Below are 26,147 nucleotides of genomic sequence, written 5' to 3' on the forward strand. Positions count from 1 at the left end.
CTCAGTTTCAGATACCGCGATGGTACGCCTCGATTTTGACCGTTCAAGGGCCAATGGCGGTATCGCACTGTGCCTGAAAGGGGCTGATCGTCCGCGGCTGCCTAAGCCCGAGTCGGCGTTAGAAGCGGCTGGTCGTCACGTTAGGCCGATTGAAAAGATGCGAGCATGCACCAGCCACCATCATGCCCGACCTCGACCAATATGGTCCGCCGCGGGACCGAGCGCCGTGAGCAGCGCCTTGCCGCTTTCCAGCGTTGCATTCTGGTGCGGGGCGCGCAGGTTCAGCCAGCGTTTGTCGCCGGAGCGCACCGCCAGCACGGCCTTCATTGCCGGGATCAGGCCTGCATCCTGGATCACCTTGCGGAACGCCCTGATCGCGGCGTCCGCTTCCGTGACGTCTTGGCCAGCGATCGTCGCGTCGTAGAGGTCGCGGATGGCCGCAGCGTTGAGATTGACGGTCGCGGAGATACAGCCCGCAGCACCACTGGCGAGCCCCTTGGTCAGTTGCGCCTCCGAGCTGGGGAACACCGCGACGTCGGGTGCGGCGGCAATCACCGCCGCCGTGTTGTTCCAGTCGCCGGCGCTATCCTTGTAGGCGACGACCGTCTCTGGAAACGCCGCGCTCAACCGGGCGGTCAGGGCAGGGCTTACCGGCACGCCGGAGTTCTGCGGGATGTGGTAGAGGATCATCTTCAGCGCCGGGTTGGCCACCCTTTCGATCAGCTCGCTGTAGTAGCGCGCCTGGCCATCGTCCCCGGCGGCCGTGTAGAAGAACGATGGCAGCACCATCACGGCGGCGCAGCCGAGGCCGACCGCGTGCTTCGACAGTTCGACGGTTTCGGGGAGTGCGGTGACGCCGGTGCCGGGCATCATGCGCGCCGGCGAAATGCCGGCCTCGATCAGCCATTCCAGCGCCTGCATGCGCTCATTGAGCGAGAGCGACAGTGCCTCGCCCGTGGTGCCGAACGGCGACAGGAAATGCGCGCCCTGGCCCAGCACCCATTTGGCGTGTGAGATCCACAAGTCACGAGCAATCCGGCCGTCATTTTCGAACGGTGTCAGGATCGGGGCGATGGTTCCTTGCGGGCGGGGCATGTCGGTCCTTCCATCGGTGCTGGAAATCAGCTTGGCATAGAGCATACGTACGATGCGATCTGCCAGAGGCGATCTCTTGGGCCACCGCGCCGGCCGTGGGAAAACTTGCGGGTCATTGCCGCGAAATTCTGGCCCTTCGGTCTGCCGCAACCAGATGACGCCGGCGTCAATGGGTTGCAAATGGACCGGGGTTGCAAATGGACCAGGGTTGCAAGTGGACCAGCCAAGCCCGAAATGTCGAACAGAGACAGATCCGGAAACGGCATGCACCCACGATTGCTCAAGACCTTCCTCGCCGTGGCGCGGCACCGCAACATCACCCGCGCAGCGCGGGAGGTTCATCTGGCCAGTCGAGCGTCAGCGACCAGATCCAGTCGCTGGAAAGCGAACTTGGTGTCGTCCTCTTCATCCGCTCGCGCCACGGCCTCGACCTGACGACGGCCGGCGACGCGCTGAAACCCTATGCGGAAGAGATTCTGCAACTGGCGGAGGAGGCGCGTATTGCCGTCGAGGCAACGACGGGAATGACCGCCGGAACGGTTACGGTCGGCGCGCTGGAGACGATTGCCACCGTCAGACTTCCGCAATTGCTGGCGGCCTTTCAAGGCGACCACCCGGAGATCGGTCTGCGGCTGAAAATCGCCGGCAGCGATGCCCTGCTGCGGCAGCTCGAAGAGAGCGAGATCGACATCGCCTTCTGTTTCGACAAGGGCGGTCTGGACGAACGTCTGGCCCGGCGCACGATATCGGCCGAGCCGCTGGTCCTTGTCGCCTCGCCCGAAGATGCGGCCGCATCGCGACAAAACGACCTGGCCGCGCTCGCCGCGATGCGTTTCGTGGTGACGGAAACCGGATGCGTCTACCGGCATCTGTTCGACACTGCCTTTGCCGAGATGGCAGCGCCAGAACTTGCCGCCGAAGTCGGCAGCATCGGGGCCATTGCGGGTCTGGTGGCGACTGGTGTCGGCATGGGCCTGGTGCCGCGGCTGGCCGTTGCCGACGCGCTCGATCGCGGCGAGATCGTCGAATTGCCGTGGCCGGGGTCGGCCCGCACGGCGTCGCTGGTCATGGTCTGGCGCCGCCGGCGGGTTCAGCCGCCGGCGCTGAAACTGCTGCTGGCGGCCGCGGCCAGGAATTTCGCTGCGCTCAGATCAGCCGATGACCGCCCTCGACATGCAGAACCGTCCCTGTCGTAAAACCGTTGCCCATCAGAAAGGCGATGGCATCGGCAATGTCGTCCGGCTGTCCGACGCGGCCGACCGGCAGGCGCCTGGCCAGTGCATCGAGCGTCTCGTCCTTCTTGTCGCCGGCCACAAAACTCCAGATCGGCGTGTCGACCCAGCCCGGCGAGACGGCGTTGACACGGACCGGCGCCAGCTCGACCGACAGCGCCCGCACCAACCCTTCCAGCGCAGCGTTGACAGCGGCAACGACCGAGCCGCGCGCCGCCGGCCGGTAGGCGGCGATGCCTGAGGTGAAGGTGATGGAGCCGTTGGCCGAAAGCTGCGGCGCGCCATGCTTGGCGAGCAGCAGCGGCCCGTAGAATTTGCTTTCGACGACCCGCTGCGCCGCCTTCAGGTCGACTGAAGGCAATAGCTCATAGGCGCCTTCGATGTCGGCGGCGGTGCTGACGATATGGTCGAGCCGGCCAATTCGCTTGAACAGGTCAGCGACCTGATCCTCCCTGGCAATATCGGCGGCGACGGCGCTCAAAGCGGAAGGGTTCTGCAGCGCCTCGCCGGCACGCTTGAGCCTGGCTTCACTGCGGCTGACGATGATGACTTCGGCGCCTGAGTCCAGGCACCGCCTTGCCAACGCCAGCCCCATTCCGGAGCTGCCGCCAATGATAGCGATTTTCGATTTTGCGATGTCTGCCATGTTTCCGTTCCTGTCCTGAACCGCTCCGGCGAGAGTCGCAGACCGGCGGCAGGAGTGGAAACGGAAGAAAGCGATAGTGCCATCGGAGGCTCCGATGGCACTATCGTCGATAGGAACCGACGCGGGCCGCTCCGTCGAGTGCCCCTGTCAATGAAGTGCGCTCAGTAGCCGACCGTGAAGCGCTGCTTGATATGCGCCGGCTTTTCGATCTCGTCGGCCATGACGATGGCGTAGTCCTCGAAGGAAATGCTGCTGCCCTTGTCGGACGTCAGCAGCGTGTCCTTGCCGATGCGGTATTTGCCGGTCCGCTCGCCGGCGACGAACAGCGCCGAAGGCGACAGCAAGGTCCAGTCGAGATCGTCGACCGTCCGCAGCGTGTCGAGGAAGTCGGCGCCCTTCTGCGCCTCGGCCTTGTAGATATCAGGGAAGGTCGGCGTGTCGACCAGGCGCTTGCCGGGCGCAACCTCAAGGCTGCCGGCGCCGCCGACGACGAGGTAGCGTTTGACGCCGGAAGCACGCACGGCTGCGATGAGCGTATCGGGATCGCTGTCGAGGAAATGAACCGAGGAGATCACCGCGTCATGACCCTTGATCAGGGCGGCAAGGCCATCCTTGTCGAAGACGTCGCCCTTCTTGGCAGTCACGCCCGGAAGTGCCGCGATCTTGTCTGGATGCCGGGCAATGGCGGTGACGCTGTGACCGCGATCGGAGAGTTCCTTAAGCAGGCGCGAGCCGACCTGGCCGGACGCGCCGATAAGTGCGATTTTCATGGGGATTTTCCTTTCGTCTGGGGAGAATTTCGTCTGGGGAGAATTTCTGGGACTACGCCGCCTCGATGTGAGCGACGAGATTGTCGTAGCTGCCGAACAGCGCGTTGGCGCCGATCAGGCGCGGCGCCGTTTGGCCGATCACCGCGAGCGCGGGAACGCCATTGACATGCAGCCGCTGGAACAATGTCCGCCCGCGGCTGACCAGGTCGTCATGCTTCGCCAGAAACGCCTGCGTCGGCGCTTTCAAAAGCTTTGCCGCGTCGCTCATGCCGGCGTCGGCCAGTACCGCGGCGACGCCGTCAACCGTCACAATATCGCGGCCGTCGACATAGCGGGCATGCTGGATCGCCTTCAGTGCCGCAAGTCGCTGGCGCCAGTCGTCCAGTCCGGCGGCGTTGATGCCCATGGTGGCAGCGGAAGAATCGAGCAAGGTGCCGCTGACATTGAGCACATTGTCGAGATAGGCCTGGCTGAAGCGCTGTCCGCTCAGCCGCGCGATGCGCTGGTCATTGTCCCAGGCATGGGCGGCGAAGCCTGCATCCAACGGCCGCGCGCCGGCACCGGAGAAAAGCCCCACCGGCAGCAGTTCGAGCGCGGTCCCGGCGGCCAGTCGATCCAGCATCGGCGTGGCGCCATAGCACCAACCGCAGAGCGGGTCGAAAAGATAGGTTAGGGTTGCATTGGTCATGGCGGCCTCATTCTGTTGCCCGATAGATGACAGCTGGACCGCTTGCGAGAAATAGCGATCAATCATACAAACTGTCTGATAAAATCAGACAATGGCGGCCTATGACCGAACTCCTCAATCTCAATCGGCTCGTCTACTTCGCCACCGTGGTGGAGACCGGCTCGTTCACGGCCGCTGCCGACCGTCTCGATGTTGCCAAGGCTGTGGTCAGCCATCAGGTCGGCAAGCTCGAAGAAGAGCTTGGCGCTACGCTGTTGCGGCGCACGACCCGGCGCGTGACGGCGACCGAAGAGGGTCGTCTGTTCTATGACCGGACCGCGATCATCCTGCGCGAGGCGGAGGCAGCCTATGGCGACATTTCGCAGCGAGCGGCGCAGCCGACGGGGACGCTGCGGCTGACGGCGCCGCTCGATTATGGCGAGAAGGTCGTGGCGCCGACCATCGCCGCCTACATCAGAAAATACCCGAAAATGCGGGTCGAGACGATCTTCGACGATGCGGTCAGCAACCTGGTCGACGAGCAGATCGATCTTGGCATCCGCGTCGGCTGGCTTGCCGGTTCCAGCAATCTGGCGCGGCGGCTGGGCAGCCTGCAGCAATTCGTCGTCGCCAGCCCGGAACTGGCCGCCAGGCTGCCTGGGGAAGCCAGCCCCAGGCAGGCGAAGTCGCTGCCCTGGGTCGGCAACGCCCAGTTGCGCGGGGTCGGCCAATGGCTGTTCTCGAGGGGCACGGAAACGGTGCTGGCCGAACTCAACCCCGTCGTCAGCTGCGACAAGACACCAGGCGTGCTGTCCTGCGTGCTGGCCGGCATCGGCCTCGGCATCTTTCCGGATTACAGTGTCGCCGACGACATTGCGCGCGGCCGGCTGGTGCGGGTGTTCGCGGACTGGACCTTGCCGTCCGGTGGCATCCATGCCGTCTTCCCGCCGGCGCGCTTCAGGCCGGCCAAGGTGCGCGTTTTCGTCGACCTCCTGGTTGCAGCCGAACGGCGGCGCGCGCGCAGTGCGGGCTGATTTCGGCACCGGCCGGCAATGCCGGCGAGGGAACCTTTGTTCGGCAGGCGCTTTTGGATATGCTGCGATTCCGAACCGTCAGAAGGGGTACTGCCGATGACCACCAAGATCTTTGCGACCTGCATGCTCGCTCTCGCTGTCGGCTGCAGCCTGTCCACAGCGGCTGTCGCCAAGGACAAGCATCGCCATCGTCAGCCAGAACCCGAACGCTACGTCCCCGCCCATCGCGACCTCATCTACGCCCTGTTCGGCGGCCCGCGCTACTATGACAAAATGCTGATCACCACGGCGGCCGGCCCGTGCTCTTACGACCGGGTCGGGCCGGACGCGAATGCGCTGAACAAGGTCAACGATCACCATTGCGGAAAGTAGATTGGTCCCAACGGCGGTGTTGTCCTGCGTCGCAGGTTTTACCGGCTGACGCCGCCGCGAACACGATAGAGACAGTCGATGACCGCTGGTGAGAAATGGTCTCCGTCCGAAAAGAAAGTCGCCCGCACTGCCTATGACGCAGCGCTGAAGGTGACGCTCGACAAGACGTTGGCTGAACTCAAGAGCAGGGCCCACGTTGCGGCAACGCCTTCCGAAATATGGGATGTCGAAGACTTTCTGCGGCAGCAGCGACGGAAGATCGACCAGATGTTCGCCTATCGGTATTCACAGCTAATACAGGTCTTCGCCAATCTCATCCGGCAAGGCTATCTCGAGGAGAATCTCCTTGTTGGCTTGTCGGAAGACAAGCGGCAAACGATCCGAAAATACGCCAGCTGGAATCGCGAAGGGTAGGGGTCCTCTTCGGGGACCTTGGCGCTGCATTCAAAATGGACCATTCACCATCTTCGCGCGCGCCGCGCAGCTCGAGTTCAGCCATGGCGTGCCTCCGTGGCATCGGCGGTCGCGCCTCTGTCCTTGTCGTCCTGCGCCATCGCCAGCGGCGCACCCGGTTCGCCTTCCCACAGGATCAGGCTGGCGGCGCCGATCAGCCCGGCGCGGTCGCCGAGTTCAGCCTGCACGATCGGCACGTCGCGATAGGCCGGCATCGCCCGCTGCTGGATGACCGCTCTGATCGACGGTGCCAGAAGGTCGAACCCGTTGGAAAGGCCGCCACCCATGACAATCAGATCGGGCGAATAGAGATGCAAGAGATTGGTGAAGCCGATGCCCAGCCATTGTGCTTCCGCCTCGATCAGGTCGAGAGCGTTGGCGTCGCCGGCCTTGGCAGCCTCTACGACATGCCTGGCCGAGACGTCGCCGTCATTTGACAGCCGTCGTAAGAGCGAGCCGTCGCCCGGCGCGGTCAGTCGCGTGGCGCGGCGGCCGAGCGCGGTTCCGGAGGCAACGGCCTCGAAGCAGCCGATGGCGCCGCAAAAGCAGCGGTCGCCTTCACCGGTGATGGTCATGTGGCCGATCTCGGCCGCCAGTCCGCGCCTGCCGTGATAGATGTGGCCATCGGCGACGACGCCGCCGCCAATGCCGGTGGACACAGTCACGAACACCAGCGATCCGCTGCCACGTCCGGCGCCAAAACGCCATTCGCCGAGCGCCGCCGCATTGGCGTCGTTTTCCAGCCGCACCGGCAGCCCGAAATGCCGCCCCAGAATGTCGATCAGCGGCACATCATGCCAGCCGGCCAGCGTTGGCGGCGCAATGACGATCCCCGCCTTGGGGTCGAGTGGCCCCGGCGCACCGACGCCGATGCCGGCGACGTTTGCCTGCGGGTGTTCCCTGAGGAGCGTGCCTGCCAGAGCGACGATCTGGCTGATCACCGCCTCCGATCCCGCACCGGCAAGCGTCGGCGCCGAAGCATGAGCGACGATACGGCCATCGCTCTCGACCAGCGCACCGCGCAGCGCCGTGCCACCGAGATCGAAGGCGAGCGCAAGCTTGGTCATCAGGCGGCGACCTCCAGCCCGTGCAGCCAGGCCATGCGCCGGGCAAGGTCGGGATCGCCGAAGGCCAGCGAGCCCAGCACCACGGTCTCCGCACCTGCGGCGCGCAGCAGCGGCACGGTCTCGTGGCGGATGCCGCCATCGGCGGCAAGCACGATGTCGGCCTCGCGGCCGGCTTTGCGCATCAGCGCGCGCGCCTCGATCAGGCGCGGACACGCCTGCTCCGACAGGCTCTGGCCCTTGACGCCGATGGAGGTGCCGAGCAGCGTCACGAACGCCACTTCCGCCAGGAAGGGCGTGACGGCCGCGACCGGTGTTTCCAGCCGCAGTACCACGCCGGCCTCGGCCCCGAGTTCATGCGCCAGTTTCACGGCGCGCAGGCCGGTCTCGCCGTTTTCGGCGTGCACGCTGATCAGGTCGGCGCCGGCCTCGATGAACTGGCGCGTCTGTTCTTCGACGATCTCGGCTTCGACCATCAAATGGACATGGATCGGCTTCGCGGTGAGCTTGGCGATGCGCGCCACCAGGTCCGGGAAGAACAGGAAGCCAGGGGTGAAGCGGGCGTCGGCGACGTCGATATGATGGACATCGGCATGGGTCTCGATGCGCTTCAAATCGCGCTCCATGTTGGCGAGGTCGGCCGACCACAGCGAGAACTCGCCGATCAGCCGGTTGCGCGGCAGGGCAGCGATCGCGGCGGGGCCGGACAGGGGCTTGTTCGTCGTCATCGTCTCAGGCTCCGTAGCCGCGCATTGTCTGGCGGTTGGTTTTGACGGCGCCGGCAGGGTCGGCGGCAGCCGTTTCGGATTCTTCCTCCAGCACCAGCCAGCCGTTGAAATTGGGTGCAGCACCAGCGATCTCGATCACCTTCGCCGTGTCACAGACGCCCTTGCCGAGCATCGCCCAGGTTCCATACGCGTCGACATCCTTCAGATGCAAATAGCGGATGCGGTCGCGATAAGTGGTGAGCGTATCCGCCATGTCCTGGCCACCGCGCAAGATGTGGCCGGTGTCGGGCACCCAGCCCACCAGCGAGGCGTCGAGCAGCCCGAAGATGCGGTCGTAGTCGGCGCGGTCGAACAGCAGCGTATTGTGATGCGAGCTTGGATGCACCGCGACCTGGACGCCGGCCTCGCGCCCGAGCTCGCCGGCTTTGTTGTAGACCTCGGCGGCGATGGCAAACTTGCCGTCGCGCGGCCCGTCGGAAACGATCGTGGCCGAGCCCATCGACACCAGCGCGCCGGGAAAGGCGGCGGCGAAGTCGATCCAGCGTTTGGCGGTCTCGAGGTCGGCGCCGATCTCATCCCTGAGCGTGAAACCGCTCTTCGAGCCGAAGGCGAAGGAGACGAGCGTCAGTCCGGATGATTTCAGCGCGGCCGCGAACTCCGNGAAACCGCTCTTCGAGCCGAAGGCGAAGGAGACGAGCGTCAGTCCGGATGATTTCAGCGCGGCCGCGAACTCCGCCGGCTTTTCGGCATAGCGGCCGATCATCGTGTCGGTGATCTCGATGCCGGCATAGCCGCCATCGGCGATCGCCTTGAGCAGATCGTCCGGGCCGCCGGCGAAGCGGTCCCCGAGCATTTCCCAGGTAAAGGTCTGGCAGCCGACTTTCAGGTCTTTCACGGTCATCCTTTCATTCCTTGATTCCACCTCCGTTCGAGGGATACCCTACTTGACCGAGCCCGCGGTCATGCCGGCGAGGAAGAACCTCTGGGCAACCAGGTAGATAACCAGCAGTGGCAGCGAGCCGAGCACGCTCATCGCCATCATCTGGTTCCATTCGAAGGCGTGTTGTCCCATCAACAGCTGGATGCCGATCGGGACGGTGCGCATGGACGTCGACTTCGTCAGCGTCAGCGCAAAGAGAAATTCGTTCCAGCACAACAGGAAGGTGTAGACCGACGTCGCCACGATACCAGGCAGTGAAATCGGGACGATCACCCGCCACAGTGCGGTCCAACTGGTGCCGCCGTCGACAGCCACCGCTTCATCGAGGTCGCGGGGCAAGGTGTTCAGATATCCCGTCATCAGCAGGATCGCATAGGGCAGCGTAAACACCAGATAGGTCAGGATCAGCGCGACATAGGTGTCGAAGATGCCATACGAGACGACAAGCCCGAAGAACGGGATCAAAAGCGTGATCGGCGGGATCGTCTGCGTGCTGATGATGAGCGTGTTGAGGCTGCCCTTGCCGCGAAAATTGAAACGGCTGAACCCATAGGCCGCCAGCAAGGCGATCAGCACCGTCAGCACGGTCACCGCTCCAGCCACGAAGTAGCTGTTGAAGAAGAAGCGCAGCTTTACCGGGTCGCTCAGGATGGCCGCATACGCTTCCAGCGTGAAGGCCTTCGGCAGGATGGTTGGCGGCAGGGCAAAGATTTCGGTGTTCGACTTGAACGAGCTGCTCAGCATCCAGTAGATCGGGAAGGCCGCGAAAAAGAGCCCTGCGGCAAGCGCGACATGGAGCGCGGCGGTGATCAGCCTGTCTTTCGGCGTGTGCCTTTTCCTCATGTGACTACCGAGCCTTTTGATAGCGGATGTAGAACAGCGTCAGGCCGAGAGAGATCAGCAGGATGACCACGGCGCTCGCCGAGGCCTGCGACAGGTTGTAGCTCGAAAACGCCAGCTTGTACGTGTAGGTGCTGAGGACCTCGGTCGAGTAGATCGGACCGCCACCCGTCGTTATCCAGATCAATGGAAAGACCTGCATGGTCCAGATGAAGTCGAGCAGCGAGATGCTGATGATGATCGGCATCAGCTGCGGAATGGTGATGAAGATCAGCTTCTGGTAGGCCTTCGCGCCGTCGATATCGGCGGCCTCGTAGAAATCCTTGGGAATGCCCTGCAAGCCTGCGAGCAGGCTGACCATGAAAAGCGGGTAGCCCGCCCAGATGTTGGCGAAGGTGACGGCGTGCAGCGCGGTCGCGGGCGAGGAAAACCACTCGACCTTGGAACCGATGATGCCCATCTGCATGAGAACGCTGTTGACGACACCGTTCGGCTCAAGCAGCAGGCGCCAGATCACCGCGATAATCACCGCGGTGAACAGCCAGGGCAGTATGTAGAGCACGCGCAGGACATTGCGCAGCGTCGGATTGATGCGGTCGCTGTTCAGCATGAGTGCGAAGAGCATGCCGATGGTCATATGGAAGACGACACTCATGCAGGTGAAGTAGAGCGTGTGCCACAGCGAGGCCCAGAACACCGGATCGGCAAAGATCGCCTGGTAGTGTTTCAATCCGGCAAAGGACGGGTCGCGACGCAGCACCGCGCTGTTCTGGAACGAATAGCCAATCACCGTCACCATCGGCAGCAGCATCAACAGGCCGATTATGAGGAGCGAGGGTGACAGATAGAGATAGGGTGCGACCGCTCGTTTCAGTCGATGGTGGGAGCGCTTCTGCCCGGTCATGTGCGACCCCTGGGATGTGCCTTGAAGAGGAAGGTGCGCTTCAAAAAAAGGTCCATCTCAAATTGCCGATCCGTTGTTGACGGGTGGCCTGGCGAGGCCGGGCCACCCGGTGGAAGATAGCAAACGGGGAATGGGCCGCTCAGAATTTCGCCATCCAGCCCTTTTGAGCGTTGGTTGCGGCTTGTTCCGGAGACTGCTCGCCGGCAAGCATCTTCTGAGCCTCCACGTCGAACTGGGTCATCAGGTCTTCAGCCACCGGCAGGCCCGTGAACTCGTTGGCGAGATAGCCGGTCTTGAAGATTTCGAAAGCCTTGGCGAAAGCCTTGTCCGAGGTCACGAAATCGGGCTTGGCGTTGACGTTGCCCGGGAAGGCGTTTGCAAGCGACACGAGCTTGGCATTCACCTTTTCGCTCATCAGATATTGGACGAGCTTCCAGGCTTCATCCTGATGTTTCGAGGCGGCGGAGATGCCGATGCCCCAGGAGGCGTAGGGAAGGCCGCGCTTGCCGTTGTAGTCCGCCACGACCGGGACCGGGATGAGGTCGAAGTTCAGCTTGGGATTGCGTTTGCGGATGAGATTCACATGCGCAAGCGAGTCGATCATCATTCCGACCCGATCGTTGACGAATTCCTCGACCTTCTCCTGCTCGGTCTTGGTGGCAATGCCGGGCGAGATGACGCCGGCGTCGTTCAGTGATTTGACGAAGGTGAGCATATCGACGACCGGCTTGCCCTCGAGAGCCGGCTTGCCCTCAACCATCATCGATTGGCCCGAGGCCCAGACCCACGACATCAGGTCGTTCTGGACACCGGACGGCGTTTGCAGCGACAAGGGCAGCACCCAGCCATACTGGTTCTTGTCGGCGTGGGTCATCTTCTTGGCGGCTTCGAGAAACTCCGCGCGGGTCGACGGCAGCTTGGTCACGCCTGCCTGGGCGGCGAGGTCCAGATTGACGAAGACCGGATAGACGAACGAAGCCACGGGAAACATCACCGCCTTGCCGTCCACCTTGATGATATCCGCGACCTGGGTCTTGTCGAACCCGCTCGCATCCATCATCGGGTTCATGTCGGCCAGCGCACCCTGCGCGTTCAGATTGTTCACCCAGGCGCCGTCGAGACCGACGACGTCGCTAAGCGTTCCGGTTGCGGCGCCGACCGAGATCTGGTCTCGCGTGGTCGCATAGGGACCGCTGACCAGCGTCACCTTGATGCCGGGGTTTGCAGCCTCGAAGTCGTTCATGATTGCCCTGAGCGATCCCGCCGGCAATTCGGGCTCCCACCATTGGGTGAATTCCAGCGTCGTGTCCGCCATGGCGCCGGTTGCACCAAGCAACCATGCGGCCGCGGCTATTTTCAGCATCGCGGGTCGTATCCGAAACATCATTTTCTCCTCCTTCTTCAAGATCGGCCGCACAATGCGGACGATCGTCTGTTCATTCAGAAGCCTTCTTGTATCTTCCGCAGGCACCTCGCTCCCGCCCGCGGTCTTCCGCAGATCTTCAGATCGCCAGATGCGTTTCGGGATCGAAGAAATGGAACTTGGCATCATCCACGGCCAACCGGATTTCCGAGCCGGAGCGGACGGCGCTGATCGGCTCGAACCTCGCCACCGCGTTCGACGCCAGGCCGAAATCATCCACCGCATCCGGATCGCCGGAGTCCACCCGGACCGCGTCGATGTTCATGTGGACGATCTGTTCGGAGCCGAGTTCCTCGATCGAGGTCACCCTGGCCGGTATCGTCTGATACTTGCGACCGGATTCAAGGCTGCTGTCATAAAGATCCTCCGGTCTGATCCCGAACACGACCTTGCGCCCCGCATACGACCTCAAGGCCGGCCTGCGCACGAAGGCTGCATCCTGCAGCCGGACGGCGAAGTCGCGAAAAGCGAGCTCGCCGCCCTTCAGGGTCGCCTCGAAAAGGTTCATCGAAGGAGAGCCGATGAAGCCGGCAACGAAGGCGTTAACCGGCGATTCATAGAGCCTCTTGGGTGTGTCGACCTGCTGCAGCACACCGCCTTTCAACACCGCGACTCTGTCGCCCATCGTCATCGCTTCGATCTGATCGTGGGTCACGTAAATGGTCGTGACGCCGAGCTGCTTTTGCAGGCTGGTGATTTCGGCGCGCATTTGCACACGCAGTTTCGCATCCAGATTGGAAAGCGGCTCGTCCATGAGAAAGGCGGCCGGCTCGCGCACCATGGCGCGGCCCATGGCAACCCGTTGACGCTGCCCGCCTGACAGGTTCGCGGGTTTGCTGTCCAGCAAAGACGTCAGCTGAAGAGTTTTGGCGATCTCGTCCACGCGCTTCTTGCGCTCGGCCTTCGGCTTGCCTGCCAGCCGCATCGAAAAGGCGATGTTTTCGGATACCGTCATATGCGGGTAGAGCGCGTAGCTCTGGAACACCATCGCGATGTCGCGGTCCTTGGGCGGCATGTCGGCGACGTCGACCCCGCCGATCCGAAGGCTGCCGCTGGTGATGTCTTCCAACCCCGCGATCATTCGCAACGCCGTGGATTTGCCGCAGCCCGACGGCCCGACGAGAATCAAGAACTCGCCGTCCTTGACCGATAGGTTCAACTGATCGATTGCGCGAAAACTGTTCCCGTAGGTTTTGCAGATATTCTCAAGAATGACTTCTGCCATATTCCTCCCTCCACAAGTATAAGCCCCGATTTTTATGATTCTCCTGGGCTTGTGTTCGCCTGCGAAATGTTTCCTCGGATCGTTTCAGTTCATGCTCCAGCATCCACATGCGCATTTTTCAGGTCGACTGCTGACGGCGCGTTCGCCGATGCCAGGAGTTGCGTGACCTGGTCCTCGGTCGGAAGCGCCTCGCGCCCGCCACGCCCCGTTATCGAAACGGCCGCCGCCGCGGCCGCGAATGCGATCCGGCCCGCGGTGTCGGCTCCGCGCGTCAACGCATGGGCATAGGCGCCATGAAAGCAGTCACCCGCGCCTGTGGAGTCGACGACCGCAACCCGGTGCGGGGGCAGGTGCCAGAGACCTGTCTCTTCACGGCCGCGATAGTACACACCCCTGCCTCCATCGGTCAGAACCACGGCGGATCGCGATGGCAACCACAAGACATCGAGCATCTCGGCAGGCGATCGGCGCCCCGTGGCAGTGCGTGCAAAGCTAAGTGGAAGAATGAGATGGTCGCAGAGCGCGATCAGCCGCTCCGTGGCGGGGCCGCTGCTCCATTCGATATCGCCGAGGATCGCAAGGCCGAGATCGCGAGCCCGAGCCACTACATCCAGCGACCCGGTCGCGTAGCTATCGACGATCAGGACGGTCGCGCGGCTGAGGATATCGTCCGGAAAGTCCGGAGCGGTGCCCAGCATCGCATCGTCGTCATACGCGATGAACCTTTCCCCGTCCGAGCCGACGGTGATCCGCGAGTGCACCGGGCGCGCGTCGGGATGGCGCGGCGCGAATGCGGTTTCAATACCGCTCGCCACGAGATCGAGCTGCACCGCGTCGTCCGCGGCACTGGCCAGCCATCCGACGAACCCGGCGGTTCCGCCGAGCCGCGCGACGGCGGCCAGCGCCGTCGCGACATTTCCCCCGAAGGCGCGGGTACTTTGCAGAACCTTACCCTTGCCCGCCGACAATGGCTGATCGACGTAGACGATGTCGTCGATCGCAATAGCGCCGAAGCCGAGGATCGAGGGGATGGTGGGCATCGTTCAGGCACCCACCTTCGCCAGGGCGTCTTGCGCCGAAAGGCCGTCATGGATGACGCCGCGAAAGGCAAGCGCTGCCTTCTCCGGATCGCCGTGCCCCCAGAGATTGCGGCCGACCACGGCGCCGTGCGCGCCGGCACGGATGGCGTCCGCCGTCTGCTGAAGCGCGCCGAGCAGCGTATCGGTCTTTGGACCGCCCGCGATGACAACCGGCACCGGGCAGGTCCGGACGGTCTCCCGGAACGACTCGAAATCGCCGGTGTAGCCGATCTTGATCACGTCGACGCCGGACTCGTAACCGATGCGCGCCGCATAGGCGATCTCGTCGGGGGTGAAGACGATCTTTGCTCCGTCGGTGAAATCGCGAGGGTAGATATGCGCCACCACAGGCATGCCGTAGCGGGCCGCCGCATTTACCGAATCGGTCAGCCAGCGTATGTATTTGCCCTCCGTCGCGCCGCGCACCGGAATGGCCACGGCCAACGCATCGGCCCCCGCGCGCACCGCGTCCTCGGGCGTTGCGATCAACTCGCTGATGCGATCGTCCGCAGTGAAGCAGCCCGCCTGAATCACCAGGGAAGCTTTGCCCGCATATTGCGGCCACAGATGGCGCGCGGTGCCAGGCTGGATGCTGACGTAGTCGGGTTTGCCCGCCATGACGCGTGCGAGCGCACCCGGCAGGTCGGCAAGGCCGCCTTTGCGCACGTCGCCATAGCCGACGAAGTGGTCGACCGCGCCGCCAAAAAGGTTCCCCGATGGATGCGAGAAGAGGCGCGCGAGGCGCACCTTGGTTCCTAGGCTCATGAGTGCAAAATTCCCTGATCGGTTGATTTAAAAATGCTCGATCCAGTGTTTCCGAAAGAAAAAAGAAAAACAATCTTTCGAAAGCTTTCGAATCTGCATATTTCCGGTAAGGTGAGCCAAGGCCAGGGCGATTGCCTGGCGCGGGAAGGCAAGGGCAGGGCAATGTTGTCGGAGCAGAGACGCCAATCGATCCTGGGCGAGGTGCAACGCAGCGGACAGGTTCGCATCAAGGACCTGTCGGACGGGTTTGGCGTGTCGGAGGTCACGGTGCGCTCCGACCTCGAAATACTGGACCGCAAGGGACTGCTGACCAAGACCCGTGGAGGAGCGGTGACCCGGACTACCGATTCGACGACGGCCGCGTTCGCCCGCCGGATGCAAACGAACCTCGACGCAAAGAAGCGCATCGCCCGGGCGGCGCTGGACCTGTTCGAGGACAACCAATCGGTCATCTTCGACGGCGGCTCGACATTGATGCAGCTTGCCATGCAGTTACCGCCGCTCAGCAATGTCGTGGTCGCGGCCACGGCCATGAATATCGTGCAGCATCTTATGCATCGTCCCGGGCTCGACGTTCATATGATCGGCGGCCGGGTCTATCCCGACACGGTGAGCACGCTGATCACCGATGCCGATACGGCTCTCGGCGGCCTGGTAGCGCATCAGGTCTTTGTTGGAGCGCATGCGATAGACTCGTCACTGGATGTGGTCGACGTGAACGAAGACATGGCGCGAACGAAGCGAAACCTCGTTCGCATGGCCCGGCGCGTTGTCCTGCTCGCCGATTCGAGCAAATGGGGCGTCAGCGGGACGTCCAAGGCATTTTCGCTGTCGGCCGTCGACGTGGTGATCACCGACGATGGCCTGCCCGGTCCAATACGCAGCGAGCTTGATAGGATCGGGGCCAAGGTGATCTATGCCTGAACCCATCCCGGTCTCTGATGCGCGACGGAAGACGCGCATGACCCACGGGCTTCGCAGCGGCCGTCGGCCGTTTTTCATGCCGGTCATGTTCTCCTCCTCACGCTGGCGGCCTCCCAATCCTGCGCCAGAACTCTCACATGCTCTATAAAAAATTTACGCGCGTCAACATTTAAAGTCCTGTATAGCGGATTGCGGGGGGTCGTGGGAACTGCAACGGTTGCGCAGCATGCCCTTGGCTTGGGAGGAAAGCTGGAAATGCACGGAAAATCAGAGACAAAGCTCGGCATCGGTGTCATCGGCTGCGGCAACATCTCGATGACCTATCTGCGCAATGCAGCGCTCTTCGGTGGTGTCGAGCTACGCGCCTGCGCCGACATTTCCGCTGACATGGCTGAGCTGCGCGCCAGGGAATACGGCATCCGCGCCCTGGGCGTTGACGCGCTGCTGGCCGACCCCGATATCGACCTCGTGCTGAACCTGACAATCCCCGCGGCGCATTTCGACATTTCGTTGTCAGCGCTCTCGGCGGGCAAGCATGTCTTCACCGAAAAGCCGCTGGCAACCTCTGCCGCCGACGGCCGCCGCCTTGTCGCCGAGGCCGCGAAGCGCGGCCTGCTGATCGGCTCGGCGCCGGACACATTCCTGGGTGCAGCCGGCCGCCGCGCGCGCCGGCTGATGGATGACGGCGCGATCGGCAAGCCGGTGACCGGCACCGCTTTCATGATGGGACGGGGCATGGAGCACTGGCATCCCAATCCGCAATTCTATTATCAGCCCGGCGGCGGTCCGGTGTTCGACATGGGTCCCTATTACCTGACCGTGCTGGTCAATCTGCTCGGGCCGGTCGAGCGCGTCATGGCGATGGCGACGCGCGGCCAGGAGGAGAGGCTGATCACGGCCGACGGGCCGTTCAAGAACACGACATTCAAGGTCGGCACGCCGACCAACATAATATCGCTGCTCGAATTCCGCTCGGGCGCCACCGTCACCTTCGGCGCCTCATGGGATGTTTTCAAACACTCCAACCATCCCATTGAACTGCACGGCACCGAAGGCTCGCTCAGGCTGCCCGACCCCGACACGTTCGGCGGCACCGTTTCGCTGTCGGAGCGTGGCGCCGACTGGGTCGATTTCGCCAGCGACAGCGAACTCTACGGCGCCCGCAACTGGCCCTATTCCGCGCCCGACCGTGCCAATTACCGCATGCTCGGCGTCGCCGATCTGGCGGGCGCGCTGGCCACGGGCAGAAAGCCGCGCGCCTCCGGTGAGCTGGCGCTGCATGTGCTTGAGATCATGGAGGCGATCCTGGCTTCGGGCGAAAGCCGTGGCTCGGTTGCCGTCAGCGGCACGGTCGACCAGCCGCCGCTGCTTGGCGAAGAGGAAGCGGCAACCCTGCTTGCCTGACGGGAGGTTCGTCCGTGACATCGCCGCCGTCCCTGCCGACACTCGATCCGGAGGCCCGGCATGTGCTCGAGCTCGGCAGCCAGGCCGGCGCGCCGCCGTTCGAAACGGGAACGCCAGAACAGGCGCGCCTTGCCTACAATGAAGGCTTCCCAAACCTGCAAGGCGAGCGTGAGCCGGTCGCAGCACTCAGCGAGCGCATCGTCGCCGAACCCGGCGGACCACTTAGGCTCAGGATCTATCGCGGGCAGGGCGCGCCTTCGGCAGGCGCTCCGGCGCTGCTCTATCTCCATGGCGGCGGCTGGGTGATCGGCAATCTCGATTCGCATGACGAGATCTGCCGCTGGTTCGCCAACGAGGCAGGCGCTGTCGTCGTTTCCGTCGACTACCGGCTGGCGCCGGAACACAAATTCCCGGCGGCGATAGAGGATTGCCGAGCGGCACTTGCCTTCATGCAAAGCGCCGCGGACGAACTCGGCATCGACGCTGCCCGCATCGCGGTTGCCGGCGACAGCGCGGGCGGCAATCTCGCCACGGTGCTCGGCCTGCTCACGCGGGGGGACAAAAATCCGCCGGCAGCGCAGCTGCTGTTTTATCCCAACACCGATGCCGGGCAGACGACGGACAGCTATCGCCGCTTCGCCATAGGCTTTGGCCTGACCGCCTCGACCATGGCCTGGTTCCGCGACCATTATGTCCGCAATGCCGCCGACATCGGCGACTGGCGCATCTCACCGCTGAAGGCGGAAAGCCTCGCCGGTGCGCCGCCCGCCTTCATCGCCATCGCCGGTCACGACATCCTCGCCGACGAAGGCGAGGCCTATGCCAGGCGTCTGCAGGAGGCCGGCGTGCCGGTCGTGCTGGAACACTGGCCCGGTCAGATCCACGGCTTCGTCTCTATGGGCCGTCACGGCCCGGCAGCGAGACAGGCGGTTGCCGCCGCCATTGCCGCGTGGCTCAGCTTCGATCCCGCCTTTGGAAATTTCAAGCGGACTGACGCATCACCAGGGCGGCGTCAAGGCTGACCTTCGGCGCGACGTTCGCCCTATCCTCGTTGAGCAAAGCGAGCAATGTCTCGACGCTGCGCCCCGCCATGGCGGCAAAATCCTGCGCGATGGTGGTCAGTGCGGGGCAGGTGTAGCGGCTCAGCGGATGGTCGTCATGGGCGGCGATACGCAGGTCGCAATCGGCCTTGCGGCCGATCTTCAGCCCTTTCGCGAAGGCTGCCGCCATCACGCCGAAAGCCAGGCGGTCATTCGCACACAGTATGGTCTTGCCGGGCAGACCTCCGGTCTTGCCGGGCAGACCCCCGGTCTTGCCGGGCAGACCCCCGGTCTTGCCCGGCAGGCCACTGGCCCCGAGCATCTGTTCCATCTGCTCGTAGCCGATGCGCTCGAAATCCCATGTGTAGTCTCGGGTGTTGCCGATAACCACCGGGTCCTGGCCAAGCTGACGCATCGCGGCTACGTAACTGTTCAGGCGCTCCGGCGAATTGTGATTGACATGCGGGATATCGAAATAGACCGGGGCGTCGCCGGAGCGGCAGAGATAGTCGACGATGGTCGAGACACTCTGGGCATTGTTGTTGCCGACAAAGGGCGTGCCGCCTTCAAGATAGGTGTCGAAATAGACGACCGGCATTGTCTGGGTCAGCTTCTCCAGCGTGCGCCGGTCCGAACGCAAGCCGAGCGGCGCGATCAGCGCGCCCGAAACTTTCAGCGACAGGATGGTACGTGTCGCCTCCATTTCGAGCTCGGTTGAGCCATGCGAGGAGATGACGATCGGCCAGTAGCCCTCGTCGCGCAGCCTGAGCTCGATGCGGCTGACCATTTCGGAATAGAAGGGATCGGTGACCGTCGGTACGACAATGCCGATGGCGCGGGTGCGCTTGCGGTTGAGGTTGCGGGCAAACAGATTGGGCTGGTAGTCGGATGAGCGCAACGCCTCTTCGATGCGCTTGCGCGTTGCCGGCTTGACGCTGGTCGGATCGTCGAAATATTTCGACAGCGTCGGCCTGGAGACGCCGCAGGAGCGGGCGAAATCCTCCATCGTCTTGTGCGTCATCGGCATTCAATCCCTCGTCTGGCACGCGCCAGAACCTCGGTCATCCCTTGACGCTGCCCAGGGTCCTGCAGCCGGCGCGTCCGCCACGCAACGGCAGACGAAATTTACAGGAAACGTCAGTGGGTTCAACGCGCAATGACAGATTATACCGTGCGTAAAATTTGTTCAATTGACGCGAAAATTGTCGCGCATCAAAGTCTCGGTCACAAAGAGCGCTGAAACAGTCCAGGCACCATGACACAACAGATCGATCGGCTTCTTTCCCAGCTTTATCGTCGGCTCGATGCCGCCGCGATTGTGATCGGCGATGCCATCGATCCGCGCTACAGCGACGACCTCTCCGGCAAGGGCGGCGGCCAGCCCGAACTGGTCTTGCGTCCGCGCAACGCCGCCGACGTCGCCGAAATCCTGCGCCTATGCAGTGGTATCGGCCAGAAGCTGGTCGTCCATGGCGGCCGCACCGGGCTGGCCGGCGGCGCGCGCGTGCAGCCGGGCGAAGCAGTGCTGTCGCTGGAGCGCATGACCGCGGTCGAAGCGCCCGACGGCGCCGCGGCAACCATCATCGCGGAAGCCGGCGCGCCGCTGCAAATGGTGCAGGAAGCGGCCGATGCGTCCGGCCTGATGTTCGGCGTCGATATCGGCGCGCGCGGCACGGCGACGGTCGGCGGCAACATCGCCACCAATGCCGGCGGCATTCGCGTGCTGCGCTACGGCATGTACCGCGCCCAGGTGCTGGGGCTGGAGGCCGTGCTTGCCGACGGCTCGATCCTGACTTCGTTGCGTGGCCTGGCCAAGGACAATTCGGGATACGATCTCAACCAGCTTTTCATTGGCAGCGAAGGCACGCTGGGCGTGGTTACTCGCGCCTGCCTGCGGCTGCATCCCAAGCCCGCCACCGAGGTTGCCGCCTTTTGCGCCCTTGGCTCGCTGGAGGCGGCGATTGCGTTGCTGGGGTTGCTCAAGCAGCGGCTCGGGCCCTTGCTTTCGGCCTATGAGGTAAACTTCTCGCCGCTCTACGGCGCCATGATTGCCGGCATGGCCGCGCCGGCGCCGCTGCCTGCCGGCGCGCCGGTTTATGTTTTGGCCGAGATCCAGGGCAACCAGGCCGAGCTGGACGGCGAGCGTTTCGCTTCGGTGCTGATGCAGGCGGTCGAGGACGGCATCGTCGACGACGTGGTCGTCTCGCAGTCGCCGCGCGAATTCCGTGCGCTATGGGATGTGCGCGAAGAGGCCAACCGATTCCTGTTTGCGATCGAGGGCATGATCGGCGTCGACATCAGCATCCCGTTGGCGACCATGGCGGGTTTCCTGCGCAACGCCGAAGCCGCGATCCACGCCGTCGACAGCCGCGCCGAGATCTACGTCTTCGGCCATCTCGGCGACGGCAATCTGCACTATCAGGTCGACACCACGGAACCGGCGGCCGCCTATGAGATCATCTATCGCGGCGTGGCGGCATGCGGTGGCGCCGTCTCGGCCGAGCACGGCATCGGCCTCGACAAGAAGAAATGGCTGAACCTCGTGCGCAGCGACGCCGAACTATCAGCCATGCGCCGGCTGAAGGTGGCGTTCGATCCGCACAACATTCTCAACCCAGGGCGGATTTTTTGATCGCCGGGAGGATCTAGCTTGCAACTGGCGAGAGCAGCGCGTGGAAGGCGACCGTTCTCATCTGCTCGACGCCGTCCAGAGTCATATTTCCCGCGACATAGACGATGATTGCCAGACCGAGCCAGCCGATCCAGCGATACTTGGCAAGCAGCGCCGCCACCAGCGTCGAGGCGACCGCCATCAGAACCACCGACAGGATGAGACCGAACACCAGCGCATTCATGTCGTGGGCGGCGGCTCCCGCCACTGCCAGCACATTGTCCAGCGACATCGAGACATCGGCGACGACGATCTGCAGGATCGCGGTGCGCAGCGCCTTGGCCGGCCGCGCCGTCGCAAGTGCTACGGCTTCAGTGTCGACGTCCTCGCCGTCGCCGGCCGAGCGCAACTCCTGGAACATGTTCCAGCACACCCAGAACAAAAGCATGCCGCCGACCAGCATGATCCCCGGAATTTCCAGCAGCTGCACCGCGATCACGGCAAAGACGATGCGGATCACCGCCGCCGCGGCAATGCCGGCGATGATCGCCTTCTGCCGCAACGCCTTGGCGAGGCCTGCGGCCGCCATGCCGATCACCACGACATTGTCGCCAGAGAGCACAAGGTTGATGGTGATGACTTCCAGATAGGCGGCGACAGTCGTCTGGTCGAAACTCATAAAGCGGTCTCCCCGGAAGGCTCCGGCTGGTTGCGGGCGCATCGGACCGATGTCTGCGCAAACGCGAAGACAGCTGATTTGAGTGCAGCCCGGTATTGAAACAAGACGCCAGCGCGGCCAATCGGTCCTCATCCACGGAATTCATCGCCGGGTCGTGATTTCCGACCAGAAATGCCCGTCCCAGAATGCCCATCATGGAAGGAAGACAAAAACGTTCCGCTTGCCTATCAATATTGCCGACCAAAGGAGAGACGAGCATGAGCAAGACGGCACTGATTTTCTGGGGCGGATGGGAAGGCCACACGCCGGCTCGCAGCGCCGCTGTCGTCAGCGAGATATTGACCCGGCATGGCTTCGAGGTGCGGACAGAAGAGGGCACATCGGCGCTTGCCGATCCGCAGCTCCCGGCCATCGATCTGATCGTGCCGGTGATCACCATGTCGACGATCGATAAACCGGAGCTGCAAAACCTCACCGCCGCCGTCAGCGGCGGGACCGGCCTTGCCGGCTTCCACGGCACCATGGGCGACAGTTTTCGCAACGAGCCGAACTATCAGTTCATGACCGGCGGCCAATGGGTCGCGCACCCCGGCGACATCATCGACTACCGTGTCGACATCATCAGCGACGATCCGATCGTCAGGGGTATCGAGGGTTTCGCCTACCATTCCGAGCAGTATTACATGCATGTCGACCCGAGCAACGAGGTGCTGGCGACGACGACGTTCAGCGGTGAGCATCTCGACTTCATCGACGGCGTCGTCATGCCCGTGGTCTGGAAGCGCCGCTATGGCAAGGGCCGCGTCTTCTTCAGCGCGCTCGGCCACACCGCGGATGAGTTTTCCGTGCCGCAAATGCGCACCATCTTCGAGCGTGGGGTGCTGTGGGCCAGCCGGTAACCGGGGCCTGTCCAAGCAAGCAACGGCGATATCACGCCTCCGCTACTCGCTAAGCCGCGGCTAACGCACTATGGTGGCTGAGGTGACGACGTTCGACCGCCGTCATCGCAACTGAAATGTGTTGTCACGGGGGGCATGCATGTTCGGGGTCGTCGGATTAGTAAGGCATGGAAAGCCGTCGCAGCGCTGGCGTCCGCCGGCTCTGGTGGTCGTGGTGTTCGGGCTGTTGCTGCTCGCACCGGAAGTGGCGAATGCGAAGCCGAACTGGACGCTCGATCCGGCGAATTCGACGCTCACCTATCAATCGGTGAAGAAGAACACCATTGTCGAAACCAACAAGATCAGGAACCTCTCGGGCACGCTGACATCGGATGGCGCCGCCAAGGTCACGTTCGACCTCAACTCGGTCGACACCGGTATCGACCTTCGCAATGTCCGCATGCGCTTCCTGTTCTTCGAAACCTTCAAATTCCCGACGGCGGAAGTGACGGCGAAAGTCGATCCCGCCGCTTTTGCCGATCTCGCCACCAAACGGCGCATGAGCGCGCATATCCCGTTTCGCCTGAGCCTGCACGGCGTCGACAAGGACCTTGAGGCCAATGTCGTGGTCACCATGATCACCGACAGCATGGTGTCGATCGCCTCGGAGGCGCCGGTCGCCGTGCATGTCGAGGATTTCGGCCTGTTGCCCAACATCGAAAAACTCCAGCAGGCGGCCAATGTCAGCAGCATCGTCCCGACGGCTTCGGTGTCGTTCGACTTCGTCTTCACCGCTGATGGCGCCAAGCCTGCGGCCACGCCTGCCGTCGCGGCCGCAGCCCCAGCCGATGCCGGGCCGGTCGCCACAGATGCAGGCAAGACGTCCTTCAGCGACGATGAATGCCTGAACAGGTTCGAGGTGCTGTCGCGCACCGGCGCCGTCTATTTTCGCCCAGCCAGCGCTCGGCTCGATGAAAAGAGCCGCCCACTGCTGGCCGAGGTGGTCGGCGTCGTCGGCAAATGTCCGAAACTGAAGGTCGAGGTTTCGGGCCATACCGATTCCGACGGCTCGCCGACGGCCAACAAGAACCTGTCGGAACGGCGCGCCAAGGCGGTCGCCGACGCGATCATCGCTGCGGGCATTCCATCGGCGCAGATCACGGCTTCCGGCTATGGCGAGGAAAAGCCGGTGGCGCCGAACGATACGCCGAAGAACAAGGCGCTGAACCGGCGGATCGAGTTCTCCGCCACGCCGCTCTCCAACTGAGCCGGTCCTTAACTGAGAAGGCCCGTCAACCGAAAAGGAACCCGGTGCGTTTGGACATGATTGCAAGTTGCGGCAACTTCATGCGCGGCATCGGCCTCGCCGTGCTGGCGCTTGCGTTGACCATGACCATTACCATGACCGCGGCCAGTGCCGAACGCCGCATCGCCCTGGTGCTCGGCAATTCCCATTACCGGAACGCGCCGGTGCTGCCCAATCCGGTGAACGATGCGCAGGCAATGTCCGATCGCCTGAAGGGGCTGGGCTTCGAAATCGTCTCCGGCCTCGATCTCACCAAGGCGCAGACGCAGGAAAAGATCGCGCAATTCGCGCGGCAGGTGCGTGGCGCCGATATCGCGCTGTTCTTCTATGCCGGTCATGGCCTGCAGGTCTCGGGCAGGAATTACCTGCTGCCTGTCGATGCGGCGCTGGAGGACGAGACCTCGCTCGACTTCGAAGCCGTGCAGGTGGACTTCATCCTGCGGCAGATGTCGCGCGAGACCAGCATCAGGCTGGTGTTCCTCGACGCCTGCCGCGACAACCCGCTCGCCGATGTGCTTGCCAAGGAGACTGGCGGCGACAGCACGGCAAGCAGCGGCCTTGCCGAAATACCGATCGAGAATGGCGGCGCCGGCACGCTGGTCGCCTTCGCTGCCAGTCCCAACCAGCTCGCCTATGACGGACCGGGCGAGCACTCGCCATTTTCGGCGGCGCTGCTTGCCCATATCGGCGAGGTCAACGTCTCGATCACCGAAGCGATGAACCGGGTTACGTCGGATGTGTTCAAGGCCACAGCCGGACGCCAGCGGCCCTGGATCAACGTTTCGCTGACCACCGATGTCGTGCTTCACAAGGTCGATCTCAAGGCGCCGCTGATCGTCGGCGATTCCGGCCCGGCTGCGCCCGAAGGCGATACGCAGGCGCGCACCGGCGCGGCCGCCAATCCGCCGGGTACGGACGCCGGCGAGCAGGCGCTGGAACAGCTGCGTGAGGAAATTCCGAAGCTGGGCTCGGACGCGCCAATCCTTTTCGATGTTCCGGTCAATTTCGGCGACCCGGCGATCGACGGCAAGAGCATCGCCCAACTCATCCAGGGCAAGCCGCACTTCAGTCCGGTCGAGGGCCTGGAAAAGTCCGTCTGGGACAACCAGTGCAGCAACTGTCATCAATGGACCGAGGAGCGGCTGTGCGACCAGGCCAAGACCTACGTCACCAATGATGCCTCGGTGTTGCGCCTGCAACACCCGCTGGGCACGCGCTTCAAGGTGGCACTCGGCAAATGGGCGCAAAACGGCTGCAAATGAGACCGCCAACAATGGGTTGGATCAGATTTCAATGAAATCTCATCACGATCCAGAGCAATCAGGCTCGGCGCAGCGCCTCGGTTTCGGCCAGATGGATGCCCATCTCGACAAAGGCGGTGAGCACGGAGAAACGGTCCGCCACCGCAACCCGCGCCAGTCCGGCCAGTATGCCGGCATTGACGGCATGCGCAGCCGGCAGCGGCCGCAGCCTCGACCCGTTGGTCTGCGGCGTCAGGCCATTGATGTGCCGTTGCGCCGCTAGCGCGATCCAGCCGGCAGGCGTGTGCTGCTGCGTCATCGCCGCCCCGGCGACAGCCTCCCGGCGGGTTGCATTGTTGGGGTCGCCGACCCACTCCTGGATCAGTGTCAGCGTTGCGAGGTCCTGCTCTTCGAGCAGCTCGGTCAGATGCCCCAGGCACTCATGGCCCCACCAGATTGCGGCCCGGTCAGGCAGGAGATAGGCGCAAAAGGTAATCGCTTCCTCGGGGATGCGCCCGGCCATCAGCCGGCGGCAGAACTCGAGCGAGGGTTGGTCGGTCGGAACGGCCGTCATGTCCCGAGCGACAGCCGTGTTCGCGGCGAAGAGATCGCGTGCGGTCTGGAATCGAAGCCCGTTGACCATCGCTGCTGTTATCCTCCCCCAGCCCTCACTCAACCCGCCTGCGAGGCGCGGGTCAAGTCTGTCGACCACCACATGTCCATGACGTTGTTCACAGACAAACGCCTCACGGTTTGGTATATTCCACAGCCGACCGTGATCTCGACAGATCATTGTCGAACAGGAAGAGTTGGCCCGGATCCATGGA

At 63.4% G+C, this 26,147-nt stretch carries 26 protein-coding genes and 1 pseudogene; 11 read left to right on the forward strand and 16 right to left on the reverse strand.

Annotation, left to right across the window (positions count from 1 at the left end; all coding sequences use genetic code 11):
- Positions 1-180: 180 nt before the first annotated feature.
- Complete coding sequence (locus X756_RS156965) at positions 181-1,095, reverse strand: dihydrodipicolinate synthase family protein (protein WP_023729211.1); 915 nt, start codon at positions 1,093-1,095, stop codon at positions 181-183.
- Between the two features lie 264 nt (positions 1,096-1,359).
- On the opposite strand from X756_RS156965, the pseudogene X756_RS01000000165325 reads away from it, so the two are divergent.
- Positions 1,360-2,291 (forward strand): annotated as a pseudogene (locus tag X756_RS01000000165325) (LysR family transcriptional regulator).
- Here X756_RS01000000165325 and X756_RS156960 read toward each other — a convergent pair.
- The 3 genes from X756_RS156960 to X756_RS156950 form a co-directional block, all read right to left on the reverse strand.
- Entirely contained in the window at positions 2,242-2,973 is a 732-nt protein-coding gene (locus tag X756_RS156960) for an SDR family oxidoreductase (protein ID WP_023729212.1), read from the reverse strand. The pseudogene X756_RS01000000165325 and the gene X756_RS156960 overlap by 50 nt on opposite strands.
- 161 nt (positions 2,974-3,134) lie before the next feature.
- Entirely contained in the window at positions 3,135-3,743 is a 609-nt protein-coding gene (locus tag X756_RS156955; RefSeq protein WP_023692222.1) for an NAD(P)-dependent oxidoreductase, read from the reverse strand.
- A 52-nt stretch (positions 3,744-3,795) separates the two neighbouring features.
- A complete protein-coding gene (locus X756_RS156950; protein ID WP_023729213.1) occupies positions 3,796-4,431 on the reverse strand; it encodes a DsbA family protein in 636 nt (211 codons plus the stop codon).
- 101 nt (positions 4,432-4,532) lie between these two features.
- Between X756_RS156950 and X756_RS156945 the strand changes: the two genes are divergently transcribed.
- The 3 genes from X756_RS156945 to X756_RS156935 all read left to right on the forward strand — a co-directional run bounded on the left by X756_RS156945 (position 4,533) and on the right by X756_RS156935 (position 6,230).
- Positions 4,533-5,444, forward strand: a complete 912-nt coding sequence (locus X756_RS156945; RefSeq protein ID WP_023729214.1) for a LysR substrate-binding domain-containing protein — start codon at positions 4,533-4,535, stop codon at positions 5,442-5,444.
- Between the two features lie 96 nt (positions 5,445-5,540).
- Complete coding sequence (locus X756_RS156940; RefSeq protein ID WP_023729215.1) at positions 5,541-5,816, forward strand: hypothetical protein; 276 nt, start codon at positions 5,541-5,543, stop codon at positions 5,814-5,816.
- Between the two features lie 78 nt (positions 5,817-5,894).
- Positions 5,895-6,230, forward strand: a complete 336-nt coding sequence (locus tag X756_RS156935) for a hypothetical protein (RefSeq protein WP_023729216.1) — start codon at positions 5,895-5,897, stop codon at positions 6,228-6,230.
- Between the two features lie 77 nt (positions 6,231-6,307).
- Here X756_RS156935 and X756_RS156930 read toward each other — a convergent pair whose 3' ends face one another.
- The 9 genes from X756_RS156930 to X756_RS156890 form a co-directional block, all read right to left on the reverse strand.
- Positions 6,308-7,336, reverse strand: a complete 1,029-nt coding sequence (locus X756_RS156930) for an ROK family protein (protein WP_023729217.1) — start codon at positions 7,334-7,336, stop codon at positions 6,308-6,310.
- A complete protein-coding gene (locus X756_RS156925; RefSeq protein WP_023714874.1) occupies positions 7,336-8,061 on the reverse strand; it encodes a ribulose-phosphate 3-epimerase in 726 nt (241 codons plus the stop codon). Before X756_RS156925 ends, X756_RS156930 begins: the two co-directional genes overlap by 1 nt.
- Before the next feature lie 4 nt (positions 8,062-8,065).
- Positions 8,066-8,962 (reverse strand): sugar phosphate isomerase/epimerase, encoded by an 897-nt coding sequence (locus tag X756_RS156920; protein WP_023729218.1) that lies wholly within the window; start codon positions 8,960-8,962, stop codon positions 8,066-8,068.
- Positions 8,963-9,001: 39 nt separating this feature from the next.
- Positions 9,002-9,844, reverse strand: coding sequence for a carbohydrate ABC transporter permease (locus tag X756_RS156915; RefSeq protein ID WP_023729219.1), 843 nt, complete (start codon positions 9,842-9,844; stop codon positions 9,002-9,004).
- Positions 9,845-9,848: 4 nt separating this feature from the next.
- Positions 9,849-10,745 carry a sugar ABC transporter permease gene (locus tag X756_RS156910; RefSeq protein ID WP_023729220.1) on the reverse strand — a complete coding sequence of 299 codons (897 nt, stop codon included), beginning with the start codon at positions 10,743-10,745 and terminating at the stop codon, positions 9,849-9,851.
- 139 nt (positions 10,746-10,884) lie between these two features.
- A complete protein-coding gene (locus X756_RS156905) occupies positions 10,885-12,132 on the reverse strand; it encodes a sugar ABC transporter substrate-binding protein (protein ID WP_023729221.1) in 1,248 nt (415 codons plus the stop codon).
- A 115-nt stretch (positions 12,133-12,247) separates the two neighbouring features.
- Positions 12,248-13,393, reverse strand: a complete 1,146-nt coding sequence (locus X756_RS156900) for an ABC transporter ATP-binding protein (RefSeq protein ID WP_023729222.1) — start codon at positions 13,391-13,393, stop codon at positions 12,248-12,250.
- A gap of 89 nt (positions 13,394-13,482) precedes the next feature.
- Entirely contained in the window at positions 13,483-14,433 is a 951-nt protein-coding gene (locus X756_RS156895) for a PfkB family carbohydrate kinase (RefSeq protein ID WP_023729223.1), read from the reverse strand.
- 3 nt (positions 14,434-14,436) lie between these two features.
- Entirely contained in the window at positions 14,437-15,237 is an 801-nt protein-coding gene (locus X756_RS156890) for a class I fructose-bisphosphate aldolase (protein ID WP_023729224.1), read from the reverse strand.
- A gap of 162 nt (positions 15,238-15,399) precedes the next feature.
- Here X756_RS156890 and X756_RS156885 point away from each other — a divergent pair, with 162 nt between their 5' ends.
- The 3 genes from X756_RS156885 (at position 15,400) to X756_RS156875 (ending at position 18,587) form a co-directional block, all read left to right on the forward strand.
- On the forward strand, positions 15,400-16,161 hold the full coding sequence (locus X756_RS156885; RefSeq protein WP_023692210.1) for a DeoR/GlpR family DNA-binding transcription regulator: 762 nt from the start codon (positions 15,400-15,402) through the stop codon (positions 16,159-16,161).
- A gap of 255 nt (positions 16,162-16,416) precedes the next feature.
- The gene (locus X756_RS156880) at positions 16,417-17,565 is read left to right on the forward strand and encodes a Gfo/Idh/MocA family oxidoreductase (protein WP_023709982.1); all 1,149 of its coding nucleotides are present in this window, start codon (positions 16,417-16,419) and stop codon (positions 17,563-17,565) included.
- A gap of 14 nt (positions 17,566-17,579) precedes the next feature.
- Positions 17,580-18,587, forward strand: a complete 1,008-nt coding sequence (locus X756_RS156875; RefSeq protein WP_023729225.1) for an alpha/beta hydrolase — start codon at positions 17,580-17,582, stop codon at positions 18,585-18,587.
- Here the strand turns inward: X756_RS156875 and X756_RS156870 are convergent.
- Positions 18,547-19,632 carry a LacI family DNA-binding transcriptional regulator gene (locus tag X756_RS156870; RefSeq protein ID WP_031237971.1) on the reverse strand — a complete coding sequence of 362 codons (1,086 nt, stop codon included), beginning with the start codon at positions 19,630-19,632 and terminating at the stop codon, positions 18,547-18,549. The genes X756_RS156875 and X756_RS156870 overlap by 41 nt on opposite strands.
- A 228-nt stretch (positions 19,633-19,860) precedes the next feature.
- On the opposite strand from X756_RS156870, the gene X756_RS156865 reads away from it, so the two are divergent.
- Positions 19,861-21,237 carry an FAD-binding oxidoreductase gene (locus X756_RS156865; protein WP_023729227.1) on the forward strand — a complete coding sequence of 459 codons (1,377 nt, stop codon included), beginning with the start codon at positions 19,861-19,863 and terminating at the stop codon, positions 21,235-21,237.
- Between the two features lie 13 nt (positions 21,238-21,250).
- Here X756_RS156865 and X756_RS156860 read toward each other — a convergent pair whose 3' ends face one another.
- The gene (locus tag X756_RS156860) at positions 21,251-21,895 is read right to left on the reverse strand and encodes a YjbE family putative metal transport protein (RefSeq protein WP_023729228.1); all 645 of its coding nucleotides are present in this window, start codon (positions 21,893-21,895) and stop codon (positions 21,251-21,253) included.
- A 257-nt stretch (positions 21,896-22,152) separates the two neighbouring features.
- On the opposite strand from X756_RS156860, the gene X756_RS156855 reads away from it, so the two are divergent.
- From X756_RS156855 to X756_RS156845, 3 genes are all read left to right on the forward strand, one after another.
- The gene (locus tag X756_RS156855) at positions 22,153-22,794 is read left to right on the forward strand and encodes a ThuA domain-containing protein (protein WP_023729229.1); all 642 of its coding nucleotides are present in this window, start codon (positions 22,153-22,155) and stop codon (positions 22,792-22,794) included.
- Positions 22,795-22,933: 139 nt separating this feature from the next.
- Complete coding sequence (locus X756_RS156850; protein WP_023709977.1) at positions 22,934-24,040, forward strand: OmpA family protein; 1,107 nt, start codon at positions 22,934-22,936, stop codon at positions 24,038-24,040.
- Positions 24,041-24,096: 56 nt separating this feature from the next.
- Positions 24,097-25,341 carry a caspase domain-containing protein gene (locus tag X756_RS156845; RefSeq protein WP_023695269.1) on the forward strand — a complete coding sequence of 415 codons (1,245 nt, stop codon included), beginning with the start codon at positions 24,097-24,099 and terminating at the stop codon, positions 25,339-25,341.
- Between the two features lie 58 nt (positions 25,342-25,399).
- On the opposite strand, the gene X756_RS156840 is transcribed toward X756_RS156845, so the two are convergent.
- Positions 25,400-25,963: a hypothetical protein gene (locus X756_RS156840; RefSeq protein WP_023687008.1), complete on the reverse strand. Its 564-nt coding sequence runs from the start codon at positions 25,961-25,963 to the stop codon at positions 25,400-25,402.
- Positions 25,964-26,147 lie beyond the last annotated feature (184 nt).

Origin of the sequence: Mesorhizobium sp. LNJC405B00, from assembly GCF_000502615.1 — a bacterium.
GTDB lineage: Bacteria > Pseudomonadota > Alphaproteobacteria > Rhizobiales > Rhizobiaceae > Mesorhizobium.

Coding starts and splice junctions, on each gene's coding strand:
- X756_RS156860 (WP_023729228.1), bottom strand. CDS start 21,895: ATGAGTTTCGACCAGACGACTGTCGCCGCCTATCTGGAAGTCATCACC.
- X756_RS156915 (WP_023729219.1), bottom strand. CDS start 9,844: ATGAGGAAAAGGCACACGCCGAAAGACAGGCTGATCACCGCCGCGCTC.
- X756_RS156955 (WP_023692222.1), bottom strand. CDS start 3,743: ATGAAAATCGCACTTATCGGCGCGTCCGGCCAGGTCGGCTCGCGCCTG.
- X756_RS156870 (WP_031237971.1), bottom strand. CDS start 19,632: ATGCCGATGACGCACAAGACGATGGAGGATTTCGCCCGCTCCTGCGGC.
- X756_RS156950 (WP_023729213.1), bottom strand. CDS start 4,431: ATGACCAATGCAACCCTAACCTATCTTTTCGACCCGCTCTGCGGTTGG.
- X756_RS156935 (WP_023729216.1), top strand. CDS start 5,895: ATGACCGCTGGTGAGAAATGGTCTCCGTCCGAAAAGAAAGTCGCCCGC.
- X756_RS156865 (WP_023729227.1), top strand. CDS start 19,861: ATGACACAACAGATCGATCGGCTTCTTTCCCAGCTTTATCGTCGGCTC.
- X756_RS156905 (WP_023729221.1), bottom strand. CDS start 12,132: ATGATGTTTCGGATACGACCCGCGATGCTGAAAATAGCCGCGGCCGCA.
- X756_RS156940 (WP_023729215.1), top strand. CDS start 5,541: ATGACCACCAAGATCTTTGCGACCTGCATGCTCGCTCTCGCTGTCGGC.
- X756_RS156925 (WP_023714874.1), bottom strand. CDS start 8,061: ATGACGACGAACAAGCCCCTGTCCGGCCCCGCCGCGATCGCTGCCCTG.
- X756_RS156885 (WP_023692210.1), top strand. CDS start 15,400: ATGTTGTCGGAGCAGAGACGCCAATCGATCCTGGGCGAGGTGCAACGC.
- X756_RS156965 (WP_023729211.1), bottom strand. CDS start 1,095: ATGCCCCGCCCGCAAGGAACCATCGCCCCGATCCTGACACCGTTCGAA.
- X756_RS156910 (WP_023729220.1), bottom strand. CDS start 10,745: ATGACCGGGCAGAAGCGCTCCCACCATCGACTGAAACGAGCGGTCGCA.
- X756_RS156945 (WP_023729214.1), top strand. CDS start 4,533: ATGACCGAACTCCTCAATCTCAATCGGCTCGTCTACTTCGCCACCGTG.
- X756_RS156840 (WP_023687008.1), bottom strand. CDS start 25,963: ATGGTCAACGGGCTTCGATTCCAGACCGCACGCGATCTCTTCGCCGCG.
- X756_RS156890 (WP_023729224.1), bottom strand. CDS start 15,237: ATGAGCCTAGGAACCAAGGTGCGCCTCGCGCGCCTCTTCTCGCATCCA.
- X756_RS156900 (WP_023729222.1), bottom strand. CDS start 13,393: ATGGCAGAAGTCATTCTTGAGAATATCTGCAAAACCTACGGGAACAGT.
- X756_RS156850 (WP_023709977.1), top strand. CDS start 22,934: ATGTTCGGGGTCGTCGGATTAGTAAGGCATGGAAAGCCGTCGCAGCGC.
- X756_RS156960 (WP_023729212.1), bottom strand. CDS start 2,973: ATGGCAGACATCGCAAAATCGAAAATCGCTATCATTGGCGGCAGCTCC.
- X756_RS156880 (WP_023709982.1), top strand. CDS start 16,417: ATGCACGGAAAATCAGAGACAAAGCTCGGCATCGGTGTCATCGGCTGC.
- X756_RS156895 (WP_023729223.1), bottom strand. CDS start 14,433: ATGCCCACCATCCCCTCGATCCTCGGCTTCGGCGCTATTGCGATCGAC.
- X756_RS156930 (WP_023729217.1), bottom strand. CDS start 7,336: ATGACCAAGCTTGCGCTCGCCTTCGATCTCGGTGGCACGGCGCTGCGC.
- X756_RS156855 (WP_023729229.1), top strand. CDS start 22,153: ATGAGCAAGACGGCACTGATTTTCTGGGGCGGATGGGAAGGCCACACG.
- X756_RS156845 (WP_023695269.1), top strand. CDS start 24,097: ATGATTGCAAGTTGCGGCAACTTCATGCGCGGCATCGGCCTCGCCGTG.